This is a genomic window from Liquorilactobacillus satsumensis DSM 16230 = JCM 12392 (assembly GCF_001435195.1).
In the GTDB taxonomy this organism is placed as follows: domain Bacteria; phylum Bacillota; class Bacilli; order Lactobacillales; family Lactobacillaceae; genus Liquorilactobacillus; species Liquorilactobacillus satsumensis.
On record NZ_AZFQ01000052.1, the window covers coordinates 87,804 to 113,476 of the forward strand.

The window sequence follows — 25,673 nt, forward strand, 5'->3', positions numbered from 1 at the left end:
ATCACCTCCTGACTATTGTTCGATAAAGTCCATCTGTAGGTTCTGCCACACATACTCCGATAAATCAGTATTAAATGTGTATACCGGTGTAGTTCGATCGCCTACGTAAAATGTTCGTGTAGCTAATCCTCCATCTTGCGCATCTAAATAAGTGCAAGAAAAAAACTGTCCGGAGACAGCTTGCAATAATGCACTACATTCAGAAACAGTTAACGGACCCCATTTCAAAGTTAATTTTCTTTTTACAGCAACACGATCACGATGAAGCAGTCCATTCGCATCACGTGAAGCTTTTGCATCAATATCTTGTATTATGCAATCAAGAGACGCAGGCGCTTTAACCTGTGTCCCTCCAATCGATAATGAGTATGACAATCGTAACCGCCTCCTATAACTTCAGCATATTCTTACCATTTTTTTGATTGACTGCATTGATACCTTTAATAGCAGCACTGCCAAACTTCTCATCACCAACTTGCAGTGTAAGATTAACATTAATTGGCTGCGAACTCGCTAAACTATTACTGATATTTGTCATTTGCAAACCTTGTAACAGCGCATTAACAATTGAAGAACCAAGTTCATTAATTCCGCCTCCATTAATGTTCTGAGAGCCGCTGCTTGAAGTTACACCTAGGCTGCCTAAATCCATCTGCTGCGTAAGTGCTGCTGGCATCTGTAAGCCGCCACTAAATGTTTGTCCCATGAAAGCAAGTGCTTGTTTAATCAGTTCTAGTGCACGTGGAGTATTAGTTAACGGTAGAATCATTTCCGGCTTATTTCCTTCTGCCACATGGTACATACCATCAAGACTAACCATGCCCCCATTCTCATAACCGTGACCATGACCAATCACACCTAACATATCTGAACCATAACGATGTTTGGCGTAATTAATAGCGGCAAGAATATTATCGTAACCCTTGAAGATGTCATCATGACCAGGAAACTTGTAAGCATTGAATGTAGCGCTGATTGTTTGCAGTAAGCCCTTGGCAAGGTCTCCAGTTAAAGTATTGATGTCAGTATATCCGCCTTGAACGGCTCTTTCATTACCACCAGACTCAGTCTGAATTTGACGAATCCAAGCATTTACATACGAGTCAGTAGTTGGTAACCCATTTTCGCGTAAACCTTTTTTAACAGCACTCCGCCAACCTTCTGCACCAGCACCGTTTTGTTTTGTACTTCCACCGAACTGTTTGAGTATCTTAGATGCCCAACCAACTAAACCATCTTCGGTTTTATTTACAGCACCTTTTGTGAGTTTCTGTTGCAACTCACTTGGCTCAGAGATTTTCACAAACTTGTTAATCATATAATCAAGCATTTTTCTTGGATGAGTTATATCGTCAAGAATATTGTCAAACTCATCAACTATGCCACTGGTAAAATCTCCAATTCCACTCAAAAGACTACTGAAATCGAAACCGTCCATCAGATGATCTAATCCGCTGAAATCAAAATTGAAATCTCCAATTCCACCAGCATAATGAGGAGTCATTGCAGCAACTTGCTTAGCTGTTTCGGCGGCAGTTTTAACTTTAGTGCCTTGTGGTAATGGTAAAAGCAAGTTCCTAACATCCGGGAAAATTCCTTGTTTACCGTTTGGTAATTCGAAAGATTCACGATAACTTGGTCCCGTTTGATCATTGACCATAGCAAGTCCACCAGGATGACTATTTGTACCAGTAGCCCAATTAAACCATCCAAAATCAAAGCCGCTTTGACCTACTTTGCTCAAGACCCAATTAATACCATCTTTTATTTTATCAATAGCATTCTTTATTGGATTTTTAATGGAATTAGCCATGTCCCCTATAGCACTTCTGATAGTGCTCATACCATTTCTAATACCATTAGCAACTCTACCGCCCAATGAACCAGCACTACTTACTACACTATTGAATGCATTACCGATAGTTGATTTAATGTTTTCGAAATAACCTGGAGTATTGTTCCTTAAATTATCCCATGCAGATAAAGTATTGTCTTTTGCATTACTTGCAGCGGAACTAACCTTATTCCTGATATCATTCCATATATTACCAGCAGCAGAACTGACATTAGCCCAAGAGTCACTTGTGTTTTGACGCAAAGCATTCCAAATATTCGAAGTGTTTTCCTTAGCATTGGAAGCTAATGTACTTATTCGATCTCGGACATTTGACCAAGTACTACTTGTATTGTTCCAAACATCACTCCATATACTACTTGTTTTACTTTTAATGTTGTCCCAAGCCGCAGCAGAACCGTTACGTGCATTATTTGCGCCTTCCATAACTTTTGACGCTACATAATTCCAAGCGCTGTTAGTACTTTGTTTGGCATCATTCCATGTGGATTGTAAGTCTTTACCTATTCCACTCCAAAAACTATTCCAATTTTGAGAGAAGGCTTTTTTATTTTTGTTCTTACCTTGTTCAATATTTAATTGATTCCAAAAGTCACTCCAACCACCTTGAACGTCTTTCCACCATTTATTCATGTTTGTTCCTAAGTCATACCAGAACTGTTCCCAACCTTGAGTAAATGATTTCTTGTTTTTATTTTTAGTTTGATCAGTAGTTAATCCCTGCCAAAAATCATTCCAGCCTTTTTTGGTATTATCCCAAGTTTTGTCCGCACCTTCATGCAGTTTATCCCAGTAACTATCCCAACCTTTTTTAAAGTTGGAAAGATTCTTTTGCATTCCCGACCATAGATCGTCAACCCACTTTTTAAACTTAGGATTGTTGTCGTAAAGAAGTTTAATAGCGCCATCAATTGGATTTACAATTAGCAGGCCCACACCAACCCAGTTTTTCTTAATCCACTCGACTGAATCGCCGAACCATTTGGTAATGTTCTTCCAAACATCGTTACAAAAATCTCTAAAAGCTTTATTGTGTTTATATAAAGCAACGAAGCCTGCTACTAAAGCTGCAATTGCTAATACTACCAAAGCTATCGGATTAGCATCCATAACAAGATTTAATGCTGCTTGCCCTGCTGCAGCTACCTTAGACCAAATAGACCAGTTTTTAATACCAACTACAAGGTCAACGATATAGCCAGCTCCACTTTTAATTCCACTCCAAGATAACTGTGCTAAAGTTTTTACATTTGAAACTGCCTCTTTTAAATCAGATATTCCCGTGAGCTTTCCAAAGAAATTCTTTAGAACATTTCCTTTTCCACCAATAACAACAGCTTTGTCAGCAACCTGCCCAAGGAGCCCCACACCCGCATTTAATCCTGACATGGAAACTTTAAATGCAAACATTGCGATTAAGACTTTAGCCATCGCTTCAACCGCTTTTTGGTGTTTATCTACCCAGCTTGATACACCATTCAATGCATCTGCAAGTTTCCTGAGTACATCAATAATTACACCACCAGTCCATTTAGCAATCGGCTGCAAGAATGAATCCCACACCCATTGAAACGCCGGTTTGGCAGCTTGAATAATGCTGTGTACAACTTTGAGAGCTGCTGCGAAAGCATTGAAGAATGCTGGTATCAGCTGCGTGATCGTGTATTTAGCAAGCGGTAATAAGAGATTCTGGTAACCCCAATCAAGTCCATCCCATACATCCTTAACGACTGGTCGAATAGCTTTTAACAACGTATCAATCGAATTAAGTAACGGTGTAAAATTAAGCTTAGCGGCCCATTTTGCAGTTGCTCCAGTCATATCGTTAATAACTGATAGGCAGTCATTCACTATACCAAGCAGCGTCTTAAAAATTGAGGTTCCTACATTCCCCTTATTCCAAGCCTTGTCGAACTGACTAGCTAAATTACCAATCGTCTTGAAAATATTGGTAACAATTTCCAAGATGTTAGCCATGATTCGTTCACCAAGATTGTTATCATTAAACGCCGCTCTGAATGAAGTGGCAATATCATGCAAGAGTTTCAGGACACTATTAAGCGAATCGAAAATTGTCTGGATAAGCTTAGTTCCTCGACCGCCGCCACCTTCCCAAGCTTGTGAGAATGCCTTGGCGATATCACCAACAATGTTCAGCATGTCTGCCAGTAACTGCAAAATATTGGCAACTGTCTTCTCACCTGTACCGTTATCCCACACATGCATGAAGGATTTACCAACATCTTCGAGAGCGCGTTTAACTTCATTCCAAGCATACTTAGCCGCATCAACAACTTCTTTGCCTTTAGCGTCCCAAGCTTCTTTCATCGGGTCGAATAACTCACCCAAGATTTTTTTAAGATCCTTAGCAGCATCGGACGCACTATTAAACTGATTGCCTAGAGGAACATTAAAATTAACACCGTCTCCGCTACCATCTGCATCATCAGTTGATTCAAGTGGTTGTGAATCTGGTGTTTGCTGTTTATCTTGCGCATTAAACTTCTCATAGGGCTGGCTTTCAGGCTTGGTCAGACTATCATTCCCATAACTCTTATCTAAAAGATTGAGTTCATCAAAACCCATTAATGATTCAGCTAATTCTTGGTTTTTCTTCTTAGTTTCCTCATATGACTCCTGAGCCTGTTTATTTGAAGCCTTAATTTGTTCGTTAGCAGCTTGAACTTGAGCAGCTCCTTCTTTGTTTGCTGCTGTAATTTGTCGATTAGCATCACGTACTGCCTTTGACTGTGCTTCATTTTGTTTCTTAATTTCCTCATTTGCTTTTTTAACAGAAGCAGCTGCACTCTTTGAAGCAGATGAAGTATCGTTCATCGCCTTAACTTGATCGTACAAGCCCGAAGCACCACTCCGTGCAGTTGAATAATTCATGCCAAATAAAGCAGAACTGAACTGTGCAATCCAAGAAGTTGCTTTAGCAAGTGCAGACATTAAAGCATTAATTGCTGGCAGAATATAGTTATAAATTGGATAGAAAGCTGTCAGCAAATTGACCTTGATCTGATTGAGACTGTTAGAAAACTGTGTATTAGCTTTTAAAGCAGAACCAAGTCCGCTAGCTAATAACATAATACCTTGGTACATCAAACCAAAGACGATTAATTGAGCTGGCAAAAATTTCAGTTGCTGGCTAATTTCTCCAATTGCAGATCTGCATCTTCTAGCGCTGCTTGATGACTTTTCCATTGAACTGCTACTATTATTACCAAAATTCATCATTCGACTGGCAGCTTCACGCATTGAGTTTCCAAGTCGGTTAAACATTCCGCTTGAACTGTTAGCTTTACTGCCGGATGTACCTAATTCAGTGTTTAACTGTCCAACAATCGACTTTAGTTTCTCTCCACGATCAGAAACATACGCATATGACTTATTCAGGTCATCATTAGAATTGATAAGCCGATTCATCTTATCGCGAACGCTCATAATACTTTTTTCCAATGAAGTACTTTGTCTAACAAGCCGACTATTGTCACCCATGACACTTAGTGATTCTTGGACGTCCTTATAAGAACTTTGTAAAGCCGTTAATTGCCTGCGTAAGGTTTCAATCTTAACCTCATTCTGATCCATTGTTTGCGCAATGCGTTTTAATGAATCAGGTACAGCATTAAATTCACGCTGCATTGCTTGTGCTAGAGCTTTAGCTTGGTTCTGGTAACGTGTCATTTGAGCTTGCGCAGAAGCTATTTGACCATCAAACTTGACTCCTTCAGTACCGCTTTGTTGTGCAGTTCCCAAAGAATTCTTCTGGTTGACTAGATCTCTTGCCTTTGCTTGCGCTGCACGTGCTTGGTCCATCTTAGCGTTAATGTCTGACAGCATTGCGTCAAGGTCTTGTTTAACTTTAGTACGACTACCACTAAACATATTGCCAGTAGTTTGACTAACTTTAGTTGCACCGGTTGAAGCTGTATTCCGGATTTTTTCAAACATGCTGCCAAAATTTTCGTTCAACTTAGATAGCTGTTCTTGAACTTTGGTAATCCCTTTAGAAACGTCCATCGACTGTTCAGTTTTAGACATCCCAGTTTTAGCAGAATCGGCTGTTTTACCCATAAACCGGTCAATCATCGGTTGAATCTTCGCAAACTGTTCCTCCATCTGTTGGGTATTAACTTTGAACAGCATTTCCATCTCTTCTAATTCCACGTTATTGCCTCCTTCCTATGTATTTTTTCTAGAATTTCTGATTCTCTGCGCCTGTTGCATAAGCATCAGTTGATCCTTTTTCCATTGTGGTACCTGTTCAACCTGTTTAGGTTCCGATCTCTTAACAAATGGATAAGCTTCTTCTACTTTTGGCATCTTACCCGGATCATTTAACGCGTACGCCATAAGCTCCGATTGCTTATGATCCATAATGGCTCGCATTCGTAAGTCTTGAATTCTATTACGATTATTAGCCAAAGTTTGCACCATGACTTCCTCAAAATTCATCTCCCAGTATTGCTCTGCATCAATACCGGATTGAACTGCCAATGGATAAACAGCTCTCAGCAGTTCAGATACAGTTGAATAACTTTCTTTTACAGTACGCTTTCCGGATCCTTTACTCCTCCGTCCAACACTTCCAACTCCGATTTGGAATTCGTCTTCGAAACCGAATCCTTTTTGCCGAAAAAACCTGATTCCTGGAATAAATCTGTCAACACAGAGAATAATTCCATTGGTGCATGCCCTTCATCGAAGAACTTTTCAAAGGCAGTAATAATGTCATTTTCGCTGACCCCGTGAGTCTGATTTGCACCTTGCAATACAATCAGCATTTCATTAGCAGGTGGCAACTTCATGTCTCCATCTCCACTCATAAATAACGACATCATGGACTTTCCTAAACGTTTTTCAATATTAATCACGTCACGGCCACTTAACTTCAATTCAAGCTGCAGACCACCAAATTCAAACTTCTTAGTTGCTTTTTTTACTGGCATTATTAAATTCCTCCGTTTTATTTAATCGTCTCATATCCACCTTTTTAGGCTTGCTCGTCTCTTACCTAGTTAATTACTTACCCAGTTGTTGGATAATAGGTTGTCGTTCCATTATTGGCCACTACTGGCAGCTGTAAAGTCCGGTCCATCAGATACCACAATTGAAATCGTGAAGTCCAACGCACCATTAACTGCCACGTTGCCCATCTTGATCGTGTATGAACCTTCAAAGGTTGCTGTCATTCCATCTGGATAAGTAACTTTCCATTTATACTGTTTGTGATCCCCAGCATGTGTAAGCGCAGTTTTGAAGTTGTCTCCTTTATAAACAACTTGAAATGCCAATGTAGAAGTATTTTGAATACCCGGGACATTCTTTTTCTTGTCATCAGCTAAGGAGGTAACATCAATATTTTCTGGATCAGCACCGATATCGGGAATTGTTTTAATTGAGGCAACTTCAGTAAAAGTTGTTCCATTATCAGATGACATCTCCAATTTTGAACCAGTACCAGCAAGACCAGCACTAGCATCTACCGTGTCAGCAAATCGCTGCAGATTGAGCAATGTTTCATACTTCATGTATTTTTCCAATATGTTTCATCCTTTCTATTTCTGAAAAACTCTTAGTGTCTGATTATCAACTACCCCAGTGAATCGCAGAACACAACGTGTGATCCCAGCTAAGTTGTCATCACCGACATCATTAGAAAAGCCCATATCACTAAATAGCGATATGAGCTGATTGGTAATGCTGGTTAAACTACCTTGATCAATAAATAGATCAACGGTAATTGTCCATTCTGTCTGTAATTCCTGCATGTGATTATCCCTGAAATAAGCCTTGTGCTGTGCATAATAAACTGCAGCGGGATAAACCACAAACTGATCTGGATAAGTTGTCGAAACCTGTTTTATTTCAGTTACAGATTTCAGTGTCTTAAATACTTGGGATTTCACGTTGAATATTTCCATCATGATCCCCCTAACTTGTTTCTGATTGCATTATTGACTCTAGCTTTGACAATCTCAGGTGCTTCGTCCTTAACCTTGTTGATTGCCGGTGTTAAGAATTGGCGTGCCGGCTGACCATTAGTCCGATAAAATAACTTCCCATTAATTTTGATTTTTGGCATTCCATAGATTTCGTTAAGGTCAACTCCTACCTTATCCGCCGGAATAAACCAAGGCGTTTGCCTGTAAGAAGGATTAAATCCCTTCGGAAGTTCTTTTGGTGACTCTTGACCAACCTTCCCAGTCCCGAATTCTCTAAACCAAGCCACCGCATCATCGGACCAAACACGACCGACCACTTTGCCTTCTTTATCAATTACTTCATACTTCAGACTGCGTGCAAGCTCTCCATTTCCATGCTTTACACTGGATTGAAGTTCTCTAATCGCGTAACCTTGCACTTTTTCGACAACGTCAAAACTCCCATCCCAAATTGCATCATGTGCAATCTTAGGTAGCTTAGCGAGTTTAGCTTTTAAACTGTCATAACCTTTCCATTCAATCTCAGCCATTAGAATCACTGCCTTTGTTACGTTTCTCCAACGTAATATTCTTGTGGTCACTAAAGGTTTGAATGGAATTTATCAGATAATCTGGTTCCTCATCCTTAGCAACATGCAGGCAAATGCCCCAGTTTTCCTGCTGTCCTTCGTTTATCAAGTTTCCTTGGTACTTACAGGACTTGATATACTTAAGGTCTTTGCCCCAGATTTGAGCATTGACAGTACCACCAGCACTTTGGACATTCATTTTAATTGTGATTGGATCGCCCCAACCATTTTTTATGATATTACCCTCATCATCTTGACCATTAATCGGTTCACGTAAATAAATAGTGGTTAAATCTGCTGTTTTAAGTCTCATTGCAGATCAACCACCTTTGCAGTCCGATATTTATTTAACCCATGTCTGATTTCAAGCGGAATTCCAAGTTCTAAGGTGTTACTTACTCCACCCTCAGTACGTGCTGATTCGCCCTCGATACCGTCTCGATTATAAGCAATGATTGCTAATTTCTTAGCATACACCGCCATATTCCCAACCAACTTGTCTCGATTGGTGTAGTCGAGAATCTCAGCTACACCGTCGTTATAATAATCGGTTGCAAGCTCCGTACTGATACCTAAACGTGTAACCAATGCAGCAATCTGTTGAGCGTCATTCATCGACTACACCTCCATGCCTAAGCTAAAACTTGTGCTTGGAATACTTCATCAACTGCTGCAAAACCTGGTAATGCAGTAGCAGCTGCCTTTTCCCAAGTCCCAATCGGGTCCTTGGTTGTAGAGTAAATAGCAGTAAACACATTTCCAATCTGATTTGACTGCACATCAGAGTTGCTTGGTAAGGCAATTTCGTCAGGTGTTGGTCCATAAACCTTTTCGCCTAACAGATCGTCATTCATCAGCACAATCCGATTTTCAGGGAAGTAGCGTTCAGAGGTAAGCTTACCGTCCTTGCCTTCCTTTTTGTACTTGTTATCGTATGTGCGGATAATTGGTAATCCCTGTGCTTGCATGAATGCATCAAAGTCTGCTTGGCTCAACGCACGTGTTGAAGTCCCATAAATACCCTGCAGCACCTTAGCGTTAGTAGTAATCAAACGGTAGACTTTCTTAGATGTCAGTGCACGCGTTGGTGTGATATCCAACGCATCAGCAAAAGTAACCAAGTCGTTCAGAATATCGACACCGTCTTTATCCCATGTCTTAGTACTTGCGAGCGTTGCTTGATGTTCTGCTGGAACTTGGTAATCCAAAGAAATATCAAGATCTTCATCGGTAATTTTACCAGTAGCCAACACATCCATAGCCATCTTCTCAACTCGCGCATTAACACCTTGCACCAAAACATCGATGTCGTTGAATACACGGCTCATAAGATACTGCTGTTCTTCCGGTGTCCGTGGATTCTTCAAAGCAATGAGATCTTTTTCTTTGATCTGCATCTTACGCTTAATGTACGCAAGTTCCATTGCTTTCTTTTCAGCTTGACGGCTGCCAATCTCGGCTTCGGCATCAAATGCAGACAGTGAAGCAATAATCGGTGTGCGTGTACCGCCGCTCAACTGATCTAATTCAAGTGATTGTGTCCGGCGTGCTGGGAATAACGTATCACCCAACATTACTGGATAATCACGATTCCGGGTGTAATCTAAGATTTCTCGTTGCGAGAAAAGTTCTGCAATATCTGCAAAACGTTGTAAATCAATTAATTTTGGCATTAACAGTTCCTCCTAATTTGTGATTTGAACAAAAATACTAGACTTGACCGTCTTGTGCGGCAGTTAAAGCATCAATATCCTTGAAGTGAATTGCGGTCATTGCCTTAATTGCATCCGCAGACGGAGCAACTGGCAAACGTTGACCAAGTACCCAACCTTCCTGAATGACTGCCACAGGCTGTTTGCCGTTCGTTACATCAACTTCGTTGTAGGTCACCCCGATTGCCTTAGCATCATTTGTTGGATAAATGGTACCGGCAGGGATAATCTTGTGACCAAGATCGTCAGTCTGTACATTGTAGTTGGTATTATCCACTGTCTGTGTAAATGAAGTTACTTTTTCAGAAGCTAAGAAGTTTAGCTGGTTAACTACTGTTTTTCCTTTTACATACATTGAAATTCCTCCTTATTTATTTGACTGTGTCCCAAATACTCTTTGCAGCACCCTTACTCTGCTTGTTTCGCTCTTGGGCAAAGGTTTCACCGGTAGACTTCGAACCGCCACCACCGGCACCAGGTGTTTTAGATGAATCAGCCAGTGCCTTATCAACGCCTTGCTTGAGTGCCTCACGGAATCCCTCGGTAATTTCTTTGTAAGTTGCTTCAAGATTATCTGTGTCAGCAAACGCCGGTGCGAAAGCCTTAGCCAAGCTAACTGGTAAGCCATCCTCAGCGAGTTTATTCGTGATGTTGGCACGATTTTCTTTGACGGTAACTTCCTGCTCACGTTGATTGAGCTTTTCTTGCTTCTGATTGAAGTCATACTCAGCTTTTTCAGCGTCAGTCATCTTGTCGTAGGACTTCTTTTCCTTAGACTCTTTCTCCCATTTGGCTTTCAAATTCTCTGCAGCCTTTTCAAACCGCTTGTCATAAGCAGAATCAAACCAGCTATTGAATTCATCCTCAGTTTTGAATGCCTTGAACGGCTTATCTTCTTTACCTTCACCGGTACCAGTTCCTTCACCTGAACCTTCACCCTCGCCTGAGCCAGAACCTTCTCCACTTCCTTCTCCACCTTCAGCGAAACGTTGCAGATTCAATAAAGTGCTGTAAAATCGTATCTTTTCCATTGTGACTCCTCCTTAGCCCATGCACATTTAATTCACTCCACGAAAAATAGCACCCCACACACGGCAAATGCCCCATGTACAGTGCTATCAATCATTATGTAGAGTAGTTAAACCCACACACGCTATTTAAATTAAGTAGTTTAGCGACTTGCTTGGGTCAAAAGTCCTTAGTCAATTCTTTTAGAATTTTCAATGTAATTTCGAAGTTCATCATTCATTTTTTGGGAAATTCTTGCAAAGTCTTTTATAAATTTTTTGTATAATTCATCTACTTTATCTGGAGATAATAACTCTTCCCTTTCAGGTTTTTTTCCATCCTTTAAATAATCATATTGTAAATAAATTTGTTCTACATTAAAGTCTTGAAGACTAGATGCAAAAGTTTCAAAGTCTTCAGCTATGTCTCTATCAGCGAAGGCTAACAAACTTCTGCATTCATGGTATTTAGAATCATCATTAATACTAAAGCTTAAAATTTTCTTTAATGTTTCTTGCTTAACTTCCTCCGTAGCCATATTAATATTCTTCAAGCCATAATACATCGATAAAGTTTTAATTTGAAATGTTTCTTGCAAATAGAACTCTCTCATTTTTTTTAGTAGTTCCGTTATTTTTTTTATAGACTCTCGATCAATAAAAGCCCTTTCTTCAGCTTTTAACTGTAGCCCTCTATCTTCTTTAATTTTGTCACGTTCATTTTGGAACTGCTTTTCCATCTGCTTTCGAGAAGTATAGCTTGATATAAATAAAGTCAATAAAGATGCAATTATTGGTGCACAAGTATTTAATATAATTTCCCAAGAGGATTTACCCTTCAACAATTGCAAAACGTCCATAATTTCTTGATTTGTTACCACTGCTAGAAACATTTCCATCACCTCATTAATAATATAGCAAAGTGTAGAAATTTATGTTAATCAATTTCAAAGGCATACCCTGCAATAGCAGCGTGTAAAAATTTAGCCTTTCTTTGAGTCTGTGTACTTTGTCCAAAATAACCAAACTGGATTCCTTCATTTAATTCTCTAAAATCTTTCACATCTATAAACATTGCTGTTGCCCCATTTCTAAACCAAATTACTAATGATTTATGCTGTTCTTCCATAATTAACTCCTCCTAACACTTTCAACATTGAATGGAGAACATTGGCTAAACGAACTAGGCTTAATCTGCAATAATCCTTTCACCATTACCTGATCCATTGGGGATTTAATCCAATCAGTAGGTTTGTTGCCACGTTCAATATGAGTCTGTCCGTTTCTTTTATACTTCACACATTCCATTGCAATAGCCTCCTAAAATATCGCCACTAACAAACACAACCAGAATAAAACGACAATAAACACCATGCACCCACAACCACTGCAACATCTCATTCATTAATCATCCTTTCCCAATCACGATAAGTTGCATCTTGACTAATCTTAAATTTCTTACCAGTATTCGGATTGTTTGCATTTCTTGTACCAGTATACGAACTGTTAGCAAAATGGATAACTGAAACTGTTCGGCAATTCGGATGAAAAGGCGGGTAGTCTGTACCGACCTCTGCATCATCAACTTTGAACACTTTACCATCCATGCGCCGGCATATCTGGGAAGTACGTTTATCAAGTACCGCAACAAGCTGATACTCTTGAACATTACGCTTTTTCCAACTATCAAGCTTTGTCTTGTTGTGAAAGTAGTTAGCTTCAGTTCTAATTAGTCGTTTAGCATTGTAGATACCAGCACCAAACTCTTTCTCAATCGCCTGTGCCATATCATGTTCAGACATTCCAGACATCTGCTGTGCAGTAAATAACTCCTGCAGTCTATCTGCCAACTTATCAGTGTTATCCCAGATACGCTGTGAGTAATTCTTGCCATGCCAGCGTTCATCAAGTGCCTTCTGAACGTAACGAGTAGAAAGTTGCTTAAACTCAGTAACTTTCTTCTCAGGAACCGCGTTAACTGTCGTGATCTTTTTACCTGTTTCAGGATCAGCAATTCTAATTTGCCGTTTAGTTTTATCTAATTCAGCAACATATCCTTTTTCGTACAGCTGAACATCTTTAGTAACATCCCCAATAATCTTTTCTGCAGCAGCTTGATTCCATGCGTCCTGAATCACTTTGGTATATAGTCCGGTCGAATGCTCAACCTCAACACTGGCTGCTTGCTTAACCACAATATAGGATTTGGCTCGTAGTTCTTCCAAACGAGTGATCCGACCCTTTGCCGCTAATGTTGATAAATAATCTGCAACTTGTTTCTTAGATTGAGAATCAGTAATATTCTTAGCTAAAGCACGCAGAGTTACAAGCTCAGTAGGACTGACTACTGTATTCATAATTTCTTCTGCCTGTGCTGCAGTATAATTACCATTGTCAAAATATCTTTTGTAGATGTTACTGACTTGCTGATTCAAATAACTCTGTGAACGTAAATAAGCACGCGTTATGAGTTCAACTTTTCTGTTGGCATCATCGTGTGCTTTTTGTTCATTCCTGACAGCTCGTAACTCCCAGTAAGTTAACTTGTCTTTATCAGCCATATCATCAGCCCTTTGTAGTAAATGAAAGGTTATCTGGATATTGATGAGCAATCGTTGCTAAAGTATTGCCTAATGCTCTCAGTAACCGTTTGTCGCCTTCATCAATATTCAGGACATCAGCTTTATAATTGATTCCATCATCATTAACACGACAAGAGGTTAAGTTTTGTGTGGTATGTTCCAGTAAAATTGAAACAGCAGCGCACACAATATCTTTACCAGGTAGGTCAAACCCAGCATGACCACTTGCTCTAATTGAGACCTGGCGTTCATTAAAGCGGCGTGTTTCAATCATTTGAACCTTGATCATCTTTCTTCCCTCCCTTGTTGTCTTGATTAAACTCCTCATCGTCAATATTCTTGCCAGTATCATCTGTTAAAGCCTGCTGACTATCCTTGATATCTTGAGCTTTTTGCTGTTTCATCTGATCTGCTACTTCTTCTGGATCGTCAACATCAGGCAACCAACCATAGGTAATTGTGCGTGGAATAATACCATCAGCGTTCTTCATATTGGTAATGATATCTGATAAGTTAACCGGAATGTTTGGTGTAAAGGTAATCTTGCAACCAGATGCATCAACACCTTGTCCTTTTTTATTCAGAATGTTCTGCATTAACGCTAAACGTCTGCGCAATCCTTTGACCAGGTATCTTGTTTTAGTGGATAGCAGATTAAGCAAGCCAAACAATTTGTATTTCATCGCTTCTCCTGAGACATTGCCCATAAAGTTCTCATCGTTCATGTTGGGAACATACGAAATCTTGTGAATGTCATTTTCAATTGACTTGGCCAACAACTCAACTTGAGTTTCATCAAGCTGCTTGGTAAGCCATTCAACAGATGCACCATCTTCACCTTTGCCTGGTGCGCCGTCAATGAAACCATTCTTAAGTTTGCTTTTGCTTTCTTCCTCATCATCACCTATTAAGCTGAACCCGTACACAATCAGTAAGGCATCAATGAAATCTTGCTTATCAGTAATCCGATCAGACTGCAACGTGTTATAAGCGTCAATCAATGATTTACATTGTTCAAAGTCACCTTGTCGCTCCTCGTTGTTCCTGAACTCAACTACTGGAACATCGCCAAAGTAATGTGGTGTTACTTTCTTGCTGTCGATATTGCTATCATCCAAGTTGTAACCGAATCTCGTACGATACGAAATTAACTGTGTTTTGGTATACACATCAAGCAGATAGCCGTTAGCTGTTCCGTCCAGATCAAACTTCTCTTGAATATGGATAGCAAACAACGGATTATGTTCTACCGTATCATCGGTACACATCACAATTCCTCGTGGATCAATACATTCAATTCGTTCTTCAGTAATCGGCTGCTTTTGATTATCATCTGCAAAGCCTGTTGCTTTGAGATAATGAACTTCGAAACCGACACCGAACACACTCAGGTCTTTTTCAAGCTCTGCATCGTGAGTCTGAACATCCATCTTATTGAATTCGTCAGTGATCGGGTCGATATTTTTACCTTTTTCAGCTGTGTACGCAATCGGATTACCTGTGGTAAAGCCAACGTTCATATCAGTAATGTACTTGGCATGATTAACAACAACCTTGTTATTGCTGCTGTACTGATTATTTGCCATTGAATGATGCAGTATCTCATGCTTACCATCATAATAATCTGACAGCATCTGCAGTCTGTGTTTCCTTTTATTGTGTTGCTGAATTACATAATTTAAAACTTCATAGCTAGGATTATTTGGATCCTGTAGCAACTCTGCATCAATTGGAACTCCCATGTTCTCATCTCCAATCTGTTAAAAGTTTCTGTAAAATCTGCTTGGTTTCTTGGTAACTTTGACTGTTCGTTTCTTGAATACCACCATGTAAACAAAGTAGCGCAGTGCATCAGAAGCATGGTCATGTTGCTTAACTGGTTTATCCTCGCCACGCTCTGCAGCTTTCTCATCCCAAATATAAGAGCTGAATTCCTTAAATAAATTCTTACACTTGCGAGTGAAAATAATCTTGCCAGTGTTCATTGCTGTTTGTGTAGCTCGAATACCATCTAACACATCATTTTTAGCCTTAATAACTGTCCGTCCACGATTACGCAGCACCTTGATAAATGATGCAGCACTTGGATCCACAATGATTGTGGCTTTGATATCGCCTAAGAACTTATCCAAGTCATTGGCATATTGCTCATCTGTTCGTTGATGTTGAGTATCACGACCTGAATAATAATATTCATCAAGGCAGTACCAGGTTCCATCAAAAAGACCCCACAGCAGAAATACTGTAGGGTTCAGCGTACCGTAATCACACGATACATAATACTTTTCAAATGTTGCATTATCCGGTGGATCAACCACCATTGTATTCTCATCGAAATTATCGTAAATGATTCCTTCTGAAAGTACCCACAAGCCTAAAATATAGCGTTGATAGAACACACCTGAATACATTCGTTCATACCGCTCACGGATACTTAATGAAAGGGATGGATTATCTTTCATCATGAAATGAATTCGAATTGCTCTCTTTTCATCGAGCTTATCAATCCATTCTTCTTTGAACCAATGATAAGGACCGGCAGGGTTGCAGTTAAACCACAGCTTAGAACCTTCAACGGAGCAACGTGCAGTGGCCTGATTAACAAACGACTGCGGCATCAAAGCAACTTCATCAAAAAAGAACCCAGCCAAGGTAATCCCTTGAACGAGGTCCTGACTTGATTCATCTTTACCACCAAATAAGAAGTAGTAATTTGTTTTCTTACCTTTGCGAACAATCAGCATGTTTTCTGAGCGTGAATCGTGAACCGAATAACCGCGACTCTCTAACATTGCCTTCAGCGGTCGAATAACATTACGCCTCAGTGAGCCAATCGTCTTCCCGGCAATACCAAACTGCTCATCATTGAACTCTGTCATACTCCATAAAATATATGACAGTGACATAATAACAGTTTTACCGGCACGAACAGAACCATCGCAGATAATTGCTTCTTTATCTTTGGTTCCTTTATATCTCCACCAAGTCAGAACCTGCATTTGTTTGCGAGAAAACGGTGAGAAATGAAATTTAGCTTGTCGCAGCTTAAGTCTCATCTTGATCACCGTCTTCCCAAACACTATCCATGCTCTTATCGATTGCTGCTAAGAAACCATCGTCGCCAAGCTCCTGTTGATCAACATCACCATTTTCAATCTGTGCACGTTTAGTCTTAGTTTTAACGAGGTTAAGCTGCACTGCCATAATTTCAAGTTTCTTACGACGCTCATCTCGTTCATCAGCTATCTCAACAAATTGCTTGATTAACTTGCTAAGTGTTCCCATGGCTCGCGACATTGCCATTAAGTAATTTGCTTGTTTGTCCCAAGCGTATTGATACTGCCGTACTTCTTTAATCTGTGCAGGTTTGCCATCCTCATCAATAAGTTTCGGATTCAAGTCCACTTCAGTAATATCAGTAGTCGTATCAAATTCGTTGGCAACATTCATAATCTTTTGAGAACGAATGATAGCTGCGTACTGAATCATAATATTATTCCAAATAATATCTGCAGGTTCAGACGTATAGATTTCTTGGATCAGCGATCGAGTGTCATCTGGCAACCATTTAGCAAATAGGCCATGGCTTACTGCATTTTTATTTCCTGGTGGTGGAGATGCATGTGGATTGCCTGGATTGCCTTTAGCATTATGGCTTCCCAAAGGAGCCCCACGATTATCATCTTTCTTGCGTCGCGTTGCAACGTTTTTATTTTGCGTTGCACCACGTTGCCACCCTTCTCGGTTCTTTCTACTCCTTAATGTTGAAGGACTAATACCATATTTTTTCGCTAAAGCACTAGCAGTTATGCACTTTCTTCGTACTCTTTGCGAATCTTTTTCCAGTCTATCAAGTCATCTCACACCACCTCACTTTTAAGTTTCGTTTTGTAATTTATGTACAAAAAAAAGCAGCCGCTAAGCTGCTGAATAAATAATTTTTAGTTTTCGTCATTAAACCAGTCCGTAATTAAAACTTCTACTACCTTATACTCCCCAGTTGAACTTCTTTTCATTCTACATCTTCCTAAATATTCTTTTTCATTTAAAAACATGTCTCTCCACTTTCCTTCTATATGAAGTTTATCATCTATAACTACATTATAAATTTCACCAATTTCCAAATCTTCAGAATTAGTAACTGATATTTCAATTTTTTCATCATCATTATCAGTAAACCTTCTGCGATTATTTAAACTTAAATATGTAGATTTAATCAGATTATCAGCATCTTGTAAAGTGGAAAGAATCGCATCCAATTTATACCCTTTTTCTTTTGACATTTCCTTCCCAGAAATTCTGAAAGTTAAACCTTGTTTCCCCGTCAAACCTTTTTTATCATCAGCCATATTAATTCCCCTATAATAAACAATTATTTTAACAATTAAAATTAAACCTCTAAAGTCTCAAAAAGTAAAATAAAATGACACCTATTTAGGTGCCACTGTTAAAATAATTATTCCTGGGGGAGATAAAGTTGTACCAACTTTGGCACAATACCATTTTAATACCTTTTCCTCTGTTTTTACTCGGTATATTTTCGGTTCTTTTTCTGTTCAAATTCTGTCCGATTTCTGCTCAATTTCTGTTTTTGGAGACCAATCTAATAAATCTTCTATCAGAAATGATTCAGCGAAAGCTAGTAAAGCCTCACGTTTTAGTTTAGAATAAGCATCTTTTTCAATATGCAATTCTCGGTATATTTTTTCAACTGGTCGTGTCCGGTATATGTATAGTTGCTTTAAAATATACCGGTACCTTCCATGTTCACCAGGAAGATTTTCAATAGATTTATTGATAGCGTCAAATTCCTGTTTAGCCTGCAGACGTCTTACTATCTTTTCTTCACTGGGATTTTTTATTGATTGAGCTTTGGGCATATCATCAAACTTAGGAGATTTTAAATCTAAGCTGCTGTGCGCAATACGTTTCAGTCTATCGTAATTTTCCAATAATGTATTAACATTTTGAATGGTCTTTTCTTCGTTTAATTCATCCAGCAACAAAAATACTTACCCCCCTTCTCCATTTCTTTTCTCAAACTCCGCCAGTCGTTCAACATACGTTCTAGCTTTATCGAGATCTTCAATACCATTCTTGCCTTCATGCCGGACTACATACTTGATGATGTTCAACACGTAAAATCCGATTACCCACTGCTTAGGCAAGAAGGTTTCAAAGAACCAGAACAAGTCATGGCCATTTTGGCCTTTGTAATAATCTGGACGTAATTTACTCATTCCTTCACTCCCGCAATTTCTGGAAACCGTTTAATAACGTCATAAATAAAAGTCTCACAACGTACCTTGTTAAATTTGTAGTAGGCTTTTCCCGCTCCATAAGGTCTTTCAACAATGAGTTTTAAACTTTTTTCCTTCTGATTATTACTAACAAAGTATAAGCCCCCTTCACTATCCAACCTTTTGTCATAGTAGGTATAGTAATCAGAGGAATCGGACAATGCTTCTTTTGGAGTAAAATTCTTCCAAGTTCTTTTAGCCACCTTGTAAATGAATTGCAAGATATCTATGCTCATCTCTAAGTCAAAAATAATTCTTTCTGTATTTTCAGTACTTGCAAGCTCAATATTTGCCCTATTTCCAACTACAAGTATTTGCTTACCATACTTATCAGTAAATGCATTGCTTTCAACCATTTAATTTCACTCCCTCAAATTCTCCGTTTGCCTTGTCAATCAGCAACTGCTGCATTAGCCTGTCCGTCCCGTTTGGTAACTCGCTTATCCTAAACAGTGCTTTGATTTCCGGTGATAGCTCAAAACCGTTTCGTTTGCATCTCACATACTTAGCAATTAGTTTCGCAACTATCTCGGTTACTGAATCAGCATTTTTCATGCTTCTTCTGACATAACATTCAATAGTTTCCTTATCTCGTAAAAATTGTTGATTAACCATTTGCCCCACCACTCTCCATCTTTTTATAATTTCTGTCCTGATAATCGAACAAAGCAACGCACAGATTTACTACTAGCGGATGACTGTTATATTTCTGCTCCAAATGTCCCAGAGATCCCACTAGCCATCTCCAATATTCTCGGCTTGTTAATGGGTAGGTCCGCATAACTTCATTAGAAGCAGCCATCCACTTTTGAATATCTTGAAAAACGTTATCCCAGTTCACTCAACTCACTTCCTCAATTTTGATATAGATACCAGGTAGATCCGCCCAAAACTTTTCAGCTATCAAACTGACAATGTACATATCATCTTTCCAAAATCCTAATTGAGTCATGCAGTCCTGCAGCAACTTCATATTATTATCCAAATCTGGCTTAGTACGCTTGTACTCACCATTCTTATGTTTACCAGTTGCGAGATAACAATATTTCACCAGTAATCTGACTTTACCGGGGAATGGTTCCTTCGGTGCAAACTTTCCAAGGTGATCAGTAATTAATGACCGGGCCGATTGTAATTCTGGCGGCTCGTAAAAATGTGGCTTACCTTTAATAACTGCAACCTGTTTTTCTTGATGAGTTACAGTCGGAATTTTTTTCATTGGGATAAAAAACTCCAGTGGTTTTCTTGTCAATTTTCGATCACCTTTATTCATTATTTTTAATTAAATAAATTTAATAATTTTAAATGTATCATTCTATTTTTGTCTCGCTGTATTCCTCCGTATATATCTATCCCTAAAAGGGAGATATATACGGGAATAGCAGACAGCGCCATAATAGGTTTTTCGGACTGTTGAAAGCTAGTATTAGGCTAATAGAGTTGACGAACGCTATGCCCTGTATCAAGCTATTATCAAGCTAATAGCCTTATACAAGTTTTTTTGTTACTTACTATTAGATTTTTCTATAAGACCATCAATGATTTTAAATCCTTCATGCTTTCTTATGCGAGCATAAACTGTGCTTTTAGCAATTTCTAAGTATTCAGCAATTGCTTTAGGCTCGACTGGTTCGCCGCCCTCACTCAAAATGTTGAAAGCTTCTTCAAGCTCTTGTTTAGTTTTTTCACTTCGAGATTGATTAGATTTCTTTACACCTTTTTTCCACTTAGCAGTTGGCTCTTCCTCTAACTTGATATCCTGCAATGTGTCGTCCAGAACGTGTATAGGATATTGGAACCAGGCATTTACTGATTTAAACTTAGGGAACTCTCGCAAGGTACCTTCTAGTCGCCATGCGGTCGCTTGTCTCATTGCTTCAACTGCAATATTTCTTTGCTCGTTAATCTGCTTCAATAACTGCTGCCCGTTCGGTAACTTATTCATTGCAGCCATTAAATGATGCGTCATTTGTTTTTCACTAAAGCGATCATCTACTCCCACTTCGTCATACATTGGATTGAACTTTTTAATTGCTAGGTCATACACATTGCAGATTGCTTGGTTCACACGCTGCATGTATCGTTGTTCTTCAACTGGTAATTCAATCAAGTCCAAAATTGCATCTGGGTCACGGGCAAACACTCCGGATCCACTTGAACGATCGATCGAACTCTTTCCACTCTGAATTCCTTTACTGTGATGATGTGCGTAGATAACTGAACATTTTAATTCAGTGGCAATTAAGTCAAACTGATTTACGAAAAGCGACATATCATGCGCATTGTTTTCATCCCCAGTCAGTACCTTGTAAATTGGGTCAATGATAACTGCTTTGTAGTCTGCTTTTTCTGCCCGCCTGATTAACTTCGGGGCCAGCTTGTCCATTGGACTTGTCTTTCCACGTAAATTCCAAACATCGATATTGCTAACGTGATTGTGGCCGCGTCCTAGTGTGTTGTAGATATCAACAAACCGTTTTTTGGCTGAACGCTCATCCAACTCAAGATTGACGTACAAAACCTTTCCTTGTTGGCAATTGAATCCGAACCACTTCCAGCCTTCTGCAATGGCAATTGCCAACTGAATTAGTGAGAAGGACTTACCAGCTTTACTTGGACCGGCAATTAACATCTTGTGTCCCTGACGTAAGATACCTGAAATCAACTCAGGGGCTAGGACAATTGGCTTATCAAATAAATCAGACATGTTTTTCATTTCTGGTAAATTGTCATTCATATCCTCAATGTATTCTTCCCACTCTTCCCAGGAATGTTTGCCAATATTTTTAGCAATTAAGAATTGTTTCTTGCCTTGACGTTCAAATCCAGGCAGTCGTGTTAAGCGGGATGGATTTTTGTTTTGCTTATCAACCTTCAAACCGTTTTTTTCAACGATTTTGTAGAGATAATCAACACGTTCTTGATACTGTGGATAATTAGCAGCATTCACTTTAACAACCGCGTGAATACTTTTGGATCCGGAATACGTTAAGGTGGCGATCGGTAATTCAAGCTTATGCATGATTTCATTCTGTTGCTCTAGGCTCATACTGTCGCTTTCTACTAAGGCATATCGAAAATCGACTACGTTGTCGTTCTTAACACCTTTACCATCTAATGGATTGAAACGGATCCAAGCTCCAATTTCTGGATTGGCATCGCCCATCACCGCGCCAATGTCTCCCTTGTTCCGTCTCAAACCATCAATAATTTCTCCAGCTGTCTTGGTGTAGACTCCTTTATTAGGCAGCCACTTCTCAATTTCGCCTTGTTTATGCGGATATCCATCATTCACATAACCGATAACGTCTCCTGCATTGAAAAGTGTCTTCATATAATCAACAATTTCTTGAGATGGATTCCAATTAGTTGGTTCTTTGATTTCTTGACCAACCACATAATCGGTGTTAACAATTTTGTAACCCTTATCGATGTCAGTTGCGACAAAACCTTCGTCCCAACCAATGAAGTCGTCTCCATCTGCTCCACCATGTGACTGCCAACCATTATCTTTGGCAAGCTGTGTGATTGTGGCACCCGTCACTGGTGAATTAGCACCGTCAAAGGTTTCCCACTTTTTCTCACACTCGCCATCGTGGTACCGCCCCTGATCATTTCGGCTCCATGATTCCCAGTCACTGACGGAATAACCTTCATACTTAAGTGCCATACCGACATTTACCCACTCAGTATATGAGAGTGACCCTGGATTAATGGAACTTAATGGATCCAGTAAATTAAATTTATGTTCTGTCATGTGGCATCGATTCCTTTTTCTTTACTTCTTCCATTAAATACTCAAGTGCCGCGGTCCATCCCTGGTCAAACGCTTCTCCGAGTATTGCAGAAACATGCTCTTCAATCTGATTAATTTGGGCACGTGATTGTTCATACGGACAGTCGTAATAAAATGTGTTAAGTACTATTTTTTTGATGACCGCAAAATCACCGGTAATCTTTTTCTGTAAATCTTCCTGCATTTGTGGTCCTCCATCTTTATTTACTTAGTTTGGCCAAACTATGCCACAGCATGGAATCGAACCATGCTGATGTCACCAGACTGTGGTTAAACCGTTGCTGCTTCTGGCTTGTACTCAGAAGCTTTGACTGATTGTGGTAATCTCCAGCCGTTTGCCGCAATCCTTGAAATCATCTTTGTGGCACTTTCAAATTTCCAAGTTCCAACATTTTTAAAGCCATAAATTTCAAGCCTGCGTATCTGTTTAGGTGTTGCTAATCCTTCATCTCGTCTGCGTGAAAGCCTCTCTAATACCATTGAAGCTTTTCCGGCATTATCAATTGCATCTGGAAGAATCCCTAACTTCTCAAGTGTCTTTTTCTGATCATCACTTGGCGGAGCCATTTCCCAACCAAATGATGGTGTATAACTCGTTAAGTCTTCAGCTTGGATCGACATTTCAAACTGCAGCGGATCCACCAGCTTACGTTTGCGTCTACGCATTTCAGATAATTGTTTGGCAAGCGCCTCTTCACGTTCTGCTACGACATCTTCACTAGCTTGTTTCTCAGCCTCTTCAATATCTACTGCAGTTCCTGCATCTTCGATATTGTCTGTCATCTTCTTGGCTACTTCCTGATTTTTAGTAATCAAGTTAGCTGGATGGCAAAGTTCAAGCCGTTCTGTGTGCCATAAAAAATCAAGCAACAAGAGTTCCGTTTTCCCTTTGCATAATCGAGTTCCACGTCCAACCATTTGACTATAAAGGCCACGTACTTTAGTTGGCCGTAATACAACGATGCAATCAACTGATGGACAATCCCAACCTTCTGTTAAAAGCATTGAATTGCAAAGGACGTTGTACTTTCCTTCATCAAAGTCTTTGAGTATCTGTTTACGATCGTCAGATTCACCATTCACTTCTGCGGCCTTCAAGCCTTTAGCATTCAGAATGTCGCGGAACTTCTTAGAAGTTTTTACAAGTGGTAAGAACACAACTGTTTTGCGGTCCATACAGTTCTTTACCATTTCATCCGCAATCTGTTCTAAGTACGGATCCAACGCAGTTCCTAAATCTTTTGTCGAGAAGTCTCCAGCTTGTTGTTTAACTCCGGATAAATCCAAATGAAGCGGAATCGTGAGAGCTTTAATTGGTGTTAGATATCCTTCTCTGATAGCAGCCGGCAAAGTATACTCATACGCGAGACTTTGGAAATATGAGCCAAGGTTGCGCATATCTCCACGATCAGGGGTAGCTGTAACTCCTAGAACATTTGCATCTTCAAAATGCTGTAGCACTCTTTGGTAACCATCACTGATACAATGGTGCGCTTCATCAACTACAATGCTGTCAAAATAATCAGCCGAGAATTGATTCAGTCTTTTTTCTCGTTGCAAGGTTTGAATGGATCCAACTACAACTCGGTAAAAACTCCCAATGCTAGTTTCTTCTGCTTTTTCGGTAGCAGTTTTTAATCCTGTTGCCTTAACTAATTTGTCAGATGCTTGTTCAAGTAATTCTCCACGATGTGCCAGAATTAATACACGTTCGCCTAATCGCACCCTGTCTTCAATCACTTTGCTGAATACTATTGTTTTTCCGCAATTGTGAGTGATTGTAAAATCAGACATTAGATAACGATTATCTTGATCGACCGTAAATCCGTAATACTTTCCCGTACCTATCGGTTCTACTGAAAAGCCTGTACGTAATACATTTTTAATTTGCATTCTTTTACGTGGCTTTTTATGTTCAACACGACATGGTATCGTTGTACAATCACCACTAATTGATACACGGTAATAAATTCCTGTAAAACCTGTTTGTGTTAATTTTGTGGTTGGTTTTACATAGGCAGCTAATCCAATTGATTGACACATAAAAGCTAAATCCTCAGCTAGCTGTTTTGATGCTGAAACAAAATCAAACCCACTCCCGTTACAACTTCCATCTGTATCGATAAGACCCGCAATTACTTGCATCCGTTCTTTCAAGGGTGCTGTTTTGTATTTAAAAGGAACTGATTTTTCGTAAGCACCTTTTTTGCGGAGCTCCAATTCTTTCAATTGTTTAGAAAGCACATTTATATTTTTGAAAATATAAGTAAATGCTTTTCCTGCTGGTTCCGTCCGATAGGTCATATTGTACTTTTGACATTGTTTTTCTATTTCTTGTACAATTTCTGCATCCATCGTTGTAACTGAAATGGAGTTTTTTATTTCTCCATCTCCCAGCAACACTCCTAGAAAATATGGATCAATTGTTAAATCTTTTTGTCCACCGAAGTTTTCAATCATATTACTTCGAATCAATTTATGAATGTGCTTTTTATTTTTTGACCAACTAAGCCATTCTTTTATTGTGACGTCGATTAGTTGACCACCTAGAAAATCACTCGGATATTTTTTTCGACTTTTTTCATTTGTACGTACTAACGTCAATTTATGATCGCCTGTTACAATAAAGGATTTCCCTTTTACTGGTTTTACGCAATAAAGTTTTTTACTGCCCTTTTGAACATGTAAAACATTTCTTGGCAAGCCATCTGGCCCTATTAGTTGGTCTCCTACCATAATGTTTTGTACTTTTTCGATTTCGCCATTATATCTTAGCAATTCTTCGTCTTCAGCATGACAGCCTGTTGGCAAAACTAATAGTGTTCGTTTATTGCCCTTTTGCCATTCTTCCTGTATGGCTTCACGTGCTTCCTGTTGGTATGGCCGTAATTCCATAGCAAA

The 25,673-nt window shown here is 39.4% G+C and carries 30 protein-coding genes; all 30 read right to left on the bottom strand.

Annotated features, from left to right (window positions below; all coding sequences use genetic code 11):
- Positions 1–12: 12 nt before the first annotated feature.
- On the bottom strand, positions 13–375 hold the full coding sequence (locus tag FD50_RS09050) for a DUF6711 family protein (protein WP_054756763.1): 363 nt from the start codon (positions 373–375) through the stop codon (positions 13–15).
- A gap of 13 nt (positions 376–388) precedes the next feature.
- Entirely contained in the window at positions 389–6,028 is a 5,640-nt protein-coding gene (locus tag FD50_RS09055) for a hypothetical protein (RefSeq protein ID WP_056961225.1), read from the bottom strand.
- A gap of 15 nt (positions 6,029–6,043) precedes the next feature.
- A complete protein-coding gene (locus FD50_RS09060; RefSeq protein WP_056961362.1) occupies positions 6,044–6,316 on the bottom strand; it encodes a hypothetical protein in 273 nt (90 codons plus the stop codon).
- Between the two features lie 89 nt (positions 6,317–6,405).
- Entirely contained in the window at positions 6,406–6,810 is a 405-nt protein-coding gene (locus FD50_RS09065; protein WP_054756761.1) for a DUF6096 family protein, read from the bottom strand.
- 111 nt (positions 6,811–6,921) lie between these two features.
- Positions 6,922–7,392: a phage tail tube protein gene (locus tag FD50_RS09070; protein WP_056961226.1), complete on the bottom strand. Its 471-nt coding sequence runs from the start codon at positions 7,390–7,392 to the stop codon at positions 6,922–6,924.
- A 27-nt stretch (positions 7,393–7,419) separates the two neighbouring features.
- A complete protein-coding gene (locus FD50_RS09075; protein WP_056961227.1) occupies positions 7,420–7,785 on the bottom strand; it encodes a hypothetical protein in 366 nt (121 codons plus the stop codon).
- Entirely contained in the window at positions 7,785–8,336 is a 552-nt protein-coding gene (locus FD50_RS09080; RefSeq protein WP_056961228.1) for a hypothetical protein, read from the bottom strand. Before FD50_RS09080 ends, FD50_RS09075 begins: the two co-directional genes overlap by 1 nt.
- Entirely contained in the window at positions 8,329–8,688 is a 360-nt protein-coding gene (locus FD50_RS09085) for a hypothetical protein (protein ID WP_056961229.1), read from the bottom strand. Before FD50_RS09085 ends, FD50_RS09080 begins: the two co-directional genes overlap by 8 nt.
- Positions 8,685–8,990, bottom strand: coding sequence for a phage head-tail connector protein (locus tag FD50_RS09090; protein WP_054756753.1), 306 nt, complete (start codon positions 8,988–8,990; stop codon positions 8,685–8,687). The genes FD50_RS09085 and FD50_RS09090 overlap by 4 nt, the downstream gene beginning before the upstream one ends.
- A gap of 17 nt (positions 8,991–9,007) precedes the next feature.
- Positions 9,008–10,048 carry a major capsid protein gene (locus FD50_RS09095; RefSeq protein ID WP_054756751.1) on the bottom strand — a complete coding sequence of 347 codons (1,041 nt, stop codon included), beginning with the start codon at positions 10,046–10,048 and terminating at the stop codon, positions 9,008–9,010.
- A gap of 37 nt (positions 10,049–10,085) precedes the next feature.
- Positions 10,086–10,442 (bottom strand): hypothetical protein, encoded by a 357-nt coding sequence (locus FD50_RS09100; protein ID WP_054756749.1) that lies wholly within the window; start codon positions 10,440–10,442, stop codon positions 10,086–10,088.
- A gap of 16 nt (positions 10,443–10,458) precedes the next feature.
- Positions 10,459–11,118 (bottom strand): capsid assembly scaffolding protein Gp46 family protein, encoded by a 660-nt coding sequence (locus FD50_RS09105; RefSeq protein WP_054756747.1) that lies wholly within the window; start codon positions 11,116–11,118, stop codon positions 10,459–10,461.
- Positions 11,119–11,285: 167 nt separating this feature from the next.
- Positions 11,286–11,987 (bottom strand): hypothetical protein, encoded by a 702-nt coding sequence (locus tag FD50_RS09110; RefSeq protein ID WP_054756744.1) that lies wholly within the window; start codon positions 11,985–11,987, stop codon positions 11,286–11,288.
- Positions 11,988–12,031: 44 nt separating this feature from the next.
- Entirely contained in the window at positions 12,032–12,223 is a 192-nt protein-coding gene (locus tag FD50_RS09115) for a hypothetical protein (RefSeq protein WP_054756742.1), read from the bottom strand.
- 2 nt (positions 12,224–12,225) lie between these two features.
- Entirely contained in the window at positions 12,226–12,402 is a 177-nt protein-coding gene (locus FD50_RS12710; protein ID WP_156653525.1) for a hypothetical protein, read from the bottom strand.
- A gap of 89 nt (positions 12,403–12,491) precedes the next feature.
- A complete protein-coding gene (locus tag FD50_RS09120; protein WP_056961230.1) occupies positions 12,492–13,655 on the bottom strand; it encodes a minor capsid protein in 1,164 nt (387 codons plus the stop codon).
- A gap of 4 nt (positions 13,656–13,659) precedes the next feature.
- Positions 13,660–13,965, bottom strand: coding sequence for a ribosomal-processing cysteine protease Prp (locus tag FD50_RS09125; RefSeq protein WP_054756738.1), 306 nt, complete (start codon positions 13,963–13,965; stop codon positions 13,660–13,662).
- Positions 13,943–15,418, bottom strand: coding sequence for a phage portal protein (locus tag FD50_RS09130; RefSeq protein WP_054756736.1), 1,476 nt, complete (start codon positions 15,416–15,418; stop codon positions 13,943–13,945). Before FD50_RS09130 ends, FD50_RS09125 begins: the two co-directional genes overlap by 23 nt.
- An 18-nt stretch (positions 15,419–15,436) precedes the next feature.
- Positions 15,437–16,732, bottom strand: coding sequence for a PBSX family phage terminase large subunit (locus FD50_RS09135; protein ID WP_056961231.1), 1,296 nt, complete (start codon positions 16,730–16,732; stop codon positions 15,437–15,439).
- A complete protein-coding gene (gene terS, locus FD50_RS09140; RefSeq protein ID WP_056961232.1) occupies positions 16,722–17,522 on the bottom strand; it encodes a phage terminase small subunit in 801 nt (266 codons plus the stop codon). The genes FD50_RS09135 and terS overlap by 11 nt, the downstream gene beginning before the upstream one ends.
- 95 nt (positions 17,523–17,617) lie before the next feature.
- Complete coding sequence (locus FD50_RS09145; protein WP_056961233.1) at positions 17,618–18,025, bottom strand: hypothetical protein; 408 nt, start codon at positions 18,023–18,025, stop codon at positions 17,618–17,620.
- Between the two features lie 207 nt (positions 18,026–18,232).
- Positions 18,233–18,682 carry an ArpU family phage packaging/lysis transcriptional regulator gene (locus FD50_RS09150; RefSeq protein ID WP_054756731.1) on the bottom strand — a complete coding sequence of 150 codons (450 nt, stop codon included), beginning with the start codon at positions 18,680–18,682 and terminating at the stop codon, positions 18,233–18,235.
- Positions 18,683–18,688: 6 nt separating this feature from the next.
- A complete protein-coding gene (locus tag FD50_RS09155) occupies positions 18,689–18,916 on the bottom strand; it encodes a DUF3310 domain-containing protein (protein ID WP_056961234.1) in 228 nt (75 codons plus the stop codon).
- Positions 18,913–19,332, bottom strand: a complete 420-nt coding sequence (locus FD50_RS09160) for a hypothetical protein (RefSeq protein ID WP_056961235.1) — start codon at positions 19,330–19,332, stop codon at positions 18,913–18,915. Before FD50_RS09160 ends, FD50_RS09155 begins: the two co-directional genes overlap by 4 nt.
- Positions 19,325–19,591, bottom strand: a complete 267-nt coding sequence (locus tag FD50_RS09165) for a hypothetical protein (protein WP_054756727.1) — start codon at positions 19,589–19,591, stop codon at positions 19,325–19,327. Before FD50_RS09165 ends, FD50_RS09160 begins: the two co-directional genes overlap by 8 nt.
- Positions 19,584–19,817 carry a hypothetical protein gene (locus FD50_RS09170; protein ID WP_056961236.1) on the bottom strand — a complete coding sequence of 78 codons (234 nt, stop codon included), beginning with the start codon at positions 19,815–19,817 and terminating at the stop codon, positions 19,584–19,586. Before FD50_RS09170 ends, FD50_RS09165 begins: the two co-directional genes overlap by 8 nt.
- A complete protein-coding gene (locus tag FD50_RS09175; RefSeq protein ID WP_415621171.1) occupies positions 19,818–20,195 on the bottom strand; it encodes a RusA family crossover junction endodeoxyribonuclease in 378 nt (125 codons plus the stop codon).
- Positions 20,196–20,480: 285 nt separating this feature from the next.
- A complete protein-coding gene (locus FD50_RS09180; RefSeq protein ID WP_056961238.1) occupies positions 20,481–22,733 on the bottom strand; it encodes an AAA family ATPase in 2,253 nt (750 codons plus the stop codon).
- Positions 22,720–22,956 carry a hypothetical protein gene (locus FD50_RS09185; RefSeq protein WP_054756721.1) on the bottom strand — a complete coding sequence of 79 codons (237 nt, stop codon included), beginning with the start codon at positions 22,954–22,956 and terminating at the stop codon, positions 22,720–22,722. The genes FD50_RS09180 and FD50_RS09185 overlap by 14 nt, the downstream gene beginning before the upstream one ends.
- An 86-nt stretch (positions 22,957–23,042) precedes the next feature.
- Entirely contained in the window at positions 23,043–25,667 is a 2,625-nt protein-coding gene (locus FD50_RS13025) for a DEAD/DEAH box helicase family protein (RefSeq protein ID WP_056961239.1), read from the bottom strand.
- Positions 25,668–25,673: the final 6 nt, after the last annotated feature.

What these genes read in the sequence shown, in the direction of transcription:
- FD50_RS09060 (WP_056961362.1), bottom strand. Translation starts at nt 6,316, where the DNA reads ATGAATTTTGAGGAAGTCATGGTGCAAACTTTGGCTAATAATCGTAAT.
- FD50_RS09065 (WP_054756761.1), bottom strand. Translation starts at nt 6,810, where the DNA reads ATGCCAGTAAAAAAAGCAACTAAGAAGTTTGAATTTGGTGGTCTGCAG.
- FD50_RS09070 (WP_056961226.1), bottom strand. Translation starts at nt 7,392, where the DNA reads ATGAAGTATGAAACATTGCTCAATCTGCAGCGATTTGCTGACACGGTA.
- FD50_RS09075 (WP_056961227.1), bottom strand. Translation starts at nt 7,785, where the DNA reads ATGGAAATATTCAACGTGAAATCCCAAGTATTTAAGACACTGAAATCT.
- FD50_RS09080 (WP_056961228.1), bottom strand. Translation starts at nt 8,336, where the DNA reads ATGGCTGAGATTGAATGGAAAGGTTATGACAGTTTAAAAGCTAAACTC.
- FD50_RS09085 (WP_056961229.1), bottom strand. Translation starts at nt 8,688, where the DNA reads ATGAGACTTAAAACAGCAGATTTAACCACTATTTATTTACGTGAACCG.
- FD50_RS09090 (WP_054756753.1), bottom strand. Translation starts at nt 8,990, where the DNA reads ATGAATGACGCTCAACAGATTGCTGCATTGGTTACACGTTTAGGTATC.
- FD50_RS09095 (WP_054756751.1), bottom strand. Translation starts at nt 10,048, where the DNA reads ATGCCAAAATTAATTGATTTACAACGTTTTGCAGATATTGCAGAACTT.
- FD50_RS09100 (WP_054756749.1), bottom strand. Translation starts at nt 10,442, where the DNA reads ATGTATGTAAAAGGAAAAACAGTAGTTAACCAGCTAAACTTCTTAGCT.
- FD50_RS09105 (WP_054756747.1), bottom strand. Translation starts at nt 11,118, where the DNA reads ATGGAAAAGATACGATTTTACAGCACTTTATTGAATCTGCAACGTTTC.
- FD50_RS09110 (WP_054756744.1), bottom strand. Translation starts at nt 11,987, where the DNA reads ATGTTTCTAGCAGTGGTAACAAATCAAGAAATTATGGACGTTTTGCAA.
- FD50_RS09115 (WP_054756742.1), bottom strand. Translation starts at nt 12,223, where the DNA reads ATGGAAGAACAGCATAAATCATTAGTAATTTGGTTTAGAAATGGGGCA.
- FD50_RS12710 (WP_156653525.1), bottom strand. Translation starts at nt 12,402, where the DNA reads ATGGAATGTGTGAAGTATAAAAGAAACGGACAGACTCATATTGAACGT.
- FD50_RS09120 (WP_056961230.1), bottom strand. Translation starts at nt 13,655, where the DNA reads ATGGCTGATAAAGACAAGTTAACTTACTGGGAGTTACGAGCTGTCAGG.
- FD50_RS09125 (WP_054756738.1), bottom strand. Translation starts at nt 13,965, where the DNA reads ATGATCAAGGTTCAAATGATTGAAACACGCCGCTTTAATGAACGCCAG.
- FD50_RS09130 (WP_054756736.1), bottom strand. Translation starts at nt 15,418, where the DNA reads ATGGGAGTTCCAATTGATGCAGAGTTGCTACAGGATCCAAATAATCCT.
- FD50_RS09135 (WP_056961231.1), bottom strand. Translation starts at nt 16,732, where the DNA reads ATGAGACTTAAGCTGCGACAAGCTAAATTTCATTTCTCACCGTTTTCT.
- FD50_RS09145 (WP_056961233.1), bottom strand. Translation starts at nt 18,025, where the DNA reads ATGGCTGATGATAAAAAAGGTTTGACGGGGAAACAAGGTTTAACTTTC.
- FD50_RS09155 (WP_056961234.1), bottom strand. Translation starts at nt 18,916, where the DNA reads ATGAGTAAATTACGTCCAGATTATTACAAAGGCCAAAATGGCCATGAC.
- FD50_RS09160 (WP_056961235.1), bottom strand. Translation starts at nt 19,332, where the DNA reads ATGGTTGAAAGCAATGCATTTACTGATAAGTATGGTAAGCAAATACTT.
- FD50_RS09165 (WP_054756727.1), bottom strand. Translation starts at nt 19,591, where the DNA reads ATGGTTAATCAACAATTTTTACGAGATAAGGAAACTATTGAATGTTAT.
- FD50_RS09175 (WP_415621171.1), bottom strand. Translation starts at nt 20,195, where the DNA reads ATGAAAAAAATTCCGACTGTAACTCATCAAGAAAAACAGGTTGCAGTT.
- FD50_RS09180 (WP_056961238.1), bottom strand. Translation starts at nt 22,733, where the DNA reads ATGACAGAACATAAATTTAATTTACTGGATCCATTAAGTTCCATTAAT.
- FD50_RS09185 (WP_054756721.1), bottom strand. Translation starts at nt 22,956, where the DNA reads ATGCAGGAAGATTTACAGAAAAAGATTACCGGTGATTTTGCGGTCATC.
- FD50_RS13025 (WP_056961239.1), bottom strand. Translation starts at nt 25,667, where the DNA reads ATGGAATTACGGCCATACCAACAGGAAGCACGTGAAGCCATACAGGAA.